Origin of the sequence: Occallatibacter sp. (assembly GCF_049802275.1) — a bacterium.
GTDB lineage: Bacteria > Acidobacteriota > Terriglobia > Terriglobales > Acidobacteriaceae > Telmatobacter.
On sequence record NZ_JBARMD010000276.1, the window covers coordinates 1 to 3,623 of the forward strand.

The window sequence follows — 3,623 nt, forward strand, 5'->3', positions numbered from 1 at the left end:
CCGCATCAACCACATCGATGACTGGCTGGGCACAGCCGTCAACGTCCAGGCCATGGTCTTCGGCAACCTCGGCGAAAACTCCGGCACAGGCGTAGGCTTCACGCGCAATCCCGCCACCGGCGAGAAGGTTTTCTTCGGCGAGTATCTGATGAACGCGCAGGGTGAAGACGTCGTTTCCGGCGTGCGCACCCCTCTCTCGATCAGCGAGCTCGAGCGCGCCATGCCCAAGGTCTACGACCATCTCAAGGCCATTACCTGGAAGATGGAAAAGCACTATCGCGATATGCAGGACTTCGAGTTCACCATCCAGGATGGCAAGCTCTACATGCTGCAGACCCGCAATGGCAAGCGCACCGGCCTCGCCGCTGTTCGCGTCGCCATCGACATGGTGCGCGAAGGCCTCATCACACAGGAAGAAGCAATCTTCCGCGTAGAACCCAACCAGCTTTACGACTTCCTTGTTCCGCGTCTTGTGGAAAAAGGCGAGAAGATCGAAGTGCTGGCCACCGGCCTTCCGGCATCGCCCGGCGCGGCTGTCGGACAGATCGTCTTCACCGCGGAAGATGCCGTGAAGTACCACCAGAACGGCGCCTATCGCACCATCATCCTCGTCCGCGGCGAAACCACTCCTGAAGACATCGCCGGCATGGAAGTCGCAGCCGGCATTCTTACCTCGCGCGGCGGCATGACGTCACACGCTGCGGTCGTTACCCGCGGCATGGGCAAGTGCTGCGTGGCCGGCGCCGGCGACTGCGTCGTCGACGAAAACGCCAAGGAACTCCGCGTCAAGGGCCACACCTACAAGCAGGGTGACTGGATTTCGCTGGACGGCACCACCGGCCGGGTGATCGCCGGTCAGCTCAAGACGCTTCCCGCGCAGCCCGACGATCAAGACCTCGTGAAGTTCATGAGTTGGGTCGACCCGCTGCGCAAACTTAACATTCGCGCCAATGCCGACATCCCTCGCGATGCCAAGCAGGCACGTTTGTTCGGTGCCGAGGGAATCGGCCTCTGCCGCACCGAGCACATGTTCTTTGCTGAAGACCGCATCGGGCACGTGCGCACGATGATTCTGGCTAACAACGAGAAGGACCGCCGCGACGCGCTCAAGAAGCTGTTGCCGATGCAGCGCGCCGACTTTGTCGGTCTTTTCAAGGCCATGGAATCACTCCCGGTCACCATCCGCCTGCTCGATCCGCCTCTGCACGAGTTCCTGCCCAAGCGGGAAGAGCTGTTGGTTCAGATCCAGCACCTCGAAGACACCAAGCCCCGCTCGCCCAAGCTGAAGGAACTTCGTCCGCTGCTGGCGCGCGTGGAAGAGCTGCACGAGATGAACCCAATGCTCGGACTGCGTGGCTGCCGCCTCGGCATCACGTTCCCCGAGATCACCGAGATGCAGGCGCGGGCAATTCTCGAAGCCGCGGTTGCCGTCAAGAACAAGGGCGGCGATCCGCACGTCGAAATCATGATTCCGCTCATCGGCTCAATTGAAGAAATGCGCCACCAGGCGACGATCATTCGCCGCATTGCCGCAGACGTCTTCAAGGAGAAGGGTGAGAGTGTCGACTACATGGTGGGAACCATGATCGAGCTTCCGCGTGCAGCCTTGACCGCCGATCAGATCGCCGAAGAGGCTGAATTCTTCAGCTTCGGCACCAACGATCTGACCCAGACGACCTACGGCATTTCGCGCGACGACATCAACAACTTCCTGCCTGCGTACCTCAAAGCCGGCATCTTCAAGCATGATCCGTTTGCCACGCTCGACCAGCCTGGCGTCGGCGCGCTGGTAAAGATGGCCACCGCCAAGGGGCGCAACACGCGCAACAACCTGAAGGTCGGGATCTGCGGCGAGCACGGCGGCGATCCTGAGTCCGTCAAGTTCTGCCACAAGATCGGCCTCAACTACGTCTCCTGCTCACCTTTCCGCCTGCTCACGGCACGCCTCGCGGCAGCCCAGGCAGCCGTGGAAGAAGCAACCGGAACGTCGCACACCAACAAGTAAAACGCAAGCGGCCAGTGACAAAGGGCGTCCGCTTCGGCGGGCGCCCTTCTCTTTGTCCACGAACAAATCAATCACATTCCGCACGATTGCATCTAATAGACTGACTGCCAGAGCGCTGTCTCTCATTTCCCTGCTCCGACCTGATTGCTCCCTTTAACAACCGACACACGGCATTTCATAAATTAGAGGCAACGACCTGATGCTGATTCGCATAGGCTACGACATACAATTCGACGTCCCCGCATCCGCGCCCATCGTGACGCTGCTCCACGTCCATCCCTCGCGCGACAAAGACCTTATCGAGCCAGACACCCTGCACATCGAGCCGCAGGTCGACGCGACCGAGTACATCGATGGCTTCGGCAATCGCTGCACTCGCTTCGTCGCCCCGCAAGGCCGCTTGCGCCTGCACAACTCCACGCTCATCCGTGACACCGGACTCCAGGACCAAATCAATATCTACGCCCACGAGGTCCCAGTTGGCGACGTGCCAACCGAATTCCTCTGTTACCTGCTCAGCAGCCGCTACTGCGAGGTCGATCGTTTCTCGAACATCGCCTACGAGCTTTTCGGCCACATCACCCCCGGCTGGTCCCGAGTGCAGGCCATCTGCGACTGGGTGCATGGCAAGGTTACGTTCAGCTATCCCCACGCCCGACCCACCAAGTCAGCGCTCGACGTGTACACCGAGCGCATCGGCGTGTGTCGCGATTTTCAGCATCTCGCCATTACCTTTTGCCGCGCCATGAATATCCCGGCGCGCTACGCCACCGGATACCTCGGTGACATCTCCTGGCCAGCTTCCGGGCCGATGGATTTCAGCGCCTGGTTTGAGGTCTACCTCGAGAACCGCTGGTGGACATTCGACGCCCGCCACGCCACTCCCCGCATCGGCCGCGTGCTAATGGCCGTAGGCCGCGATGCCTCGGATGTGGCAATCACAACGTCATTCGGCCAGGCGAATCTCAGCCACTTCACGGTGATCACCGACGAAGTGACCGAGGCCGCGTTGGACGCGCCAGCACTCAGCGAACCGGCCATGGAGCCCACCGCAAACTAGTGTGGTGTCCCAAAAACTTCAAGATGAAAATTGAGGTGTCATTCTGAGCGAACGGGCCCCGAACGTTTCAGGGGCCCCGAAGAGTGACTCGTCACTCTTCGGGGCAGGTTCGGGGGTGGGAAGCGAAGAATCTGCTTTTTGAATTTCCCACTCGGGCCGCCAACCAACTAAAGAACCTGTCAAAGTCGAGTCACTTCCGCTCTACTTCGATTCATCCCCGCCCGGCGCGTAATACCCTTCGCGCGTCGCCACGATCAGATCACTCTTGTTGGCCTTCAGCGCGACCTTGTGGAATCCGCCGTCGTTATCGACCTTATCGGGCGTATAGGTCAGCAGGTACTGGCTGCGCAGTTCCTCGGCAATCAGCTTGTAGATGGCATCCAGGTCGTCCTTCTTTTTAGCCTCGAAGGCGTGGCCGCCGGTACGCTCGGCAATCTGGGCCATGATCTTCTTGCCGTCAACTGCAGGTTTTGAATCGCCGTGCCCGTGGCCACCGCCGCCGGGATAGCCGCCGCCCCCACCCGGATACCCACCACCTCCGCCCGGATAGCCCATCCC

The 3,623-nt window shown here is 60.4% G+C and carries 3 protein-coding genes; 2 read left to right on the top strand and 1 reads right to left on the bottom strand.

The window, feature by feature from the left end:
* Together ppdK and WA354_RS09520 are read left to right on the top strand one after the other, a co-directional pair.
* The coding region (gene ppdK, locus WA354_RS09515; protein WP_472812771.1) for a pyruvate, phosphate dikinase at positions 1–2,005 on the top strand (2,005 nt) is incomplete at its 5' end.
* A 199-nt stretch (positions 2,006–2,204) separates the two neighbouring features.
* Complete coding sequence (locus tag WA354_RS09520; RefSeq protein ID WP_472812772.1) at positions 2,205–3,065, top strand: transglutaminase-like domain-containing protein; 861 nt, start codon at positions 2,205–2,207, stop codon at positions 3,063–3,065.
* Positions 3,066–3,266: 201 nt separating this feature from the next.
* Here the strand turns inward: WA354_RS09520 and WA354_RS09525 are convergent.
* On the bottom strand, positions 3,267–3,623 hold a 357-nt coding region (locus WA354_RS09525), incomplete at its 5' end, for a VWA domain-containing protein (RefSeq protein ID WP_472812773.1).

Excerpts from the sequence above, each read along its gene's own strand:
- WA354_RS09520 (WP_472812772.1), top strand. The coding sequence starts at position 2,205 with ATGCTGATTCGCATAGGCTACGACATACAATTCGACGTCCCCGCATCC.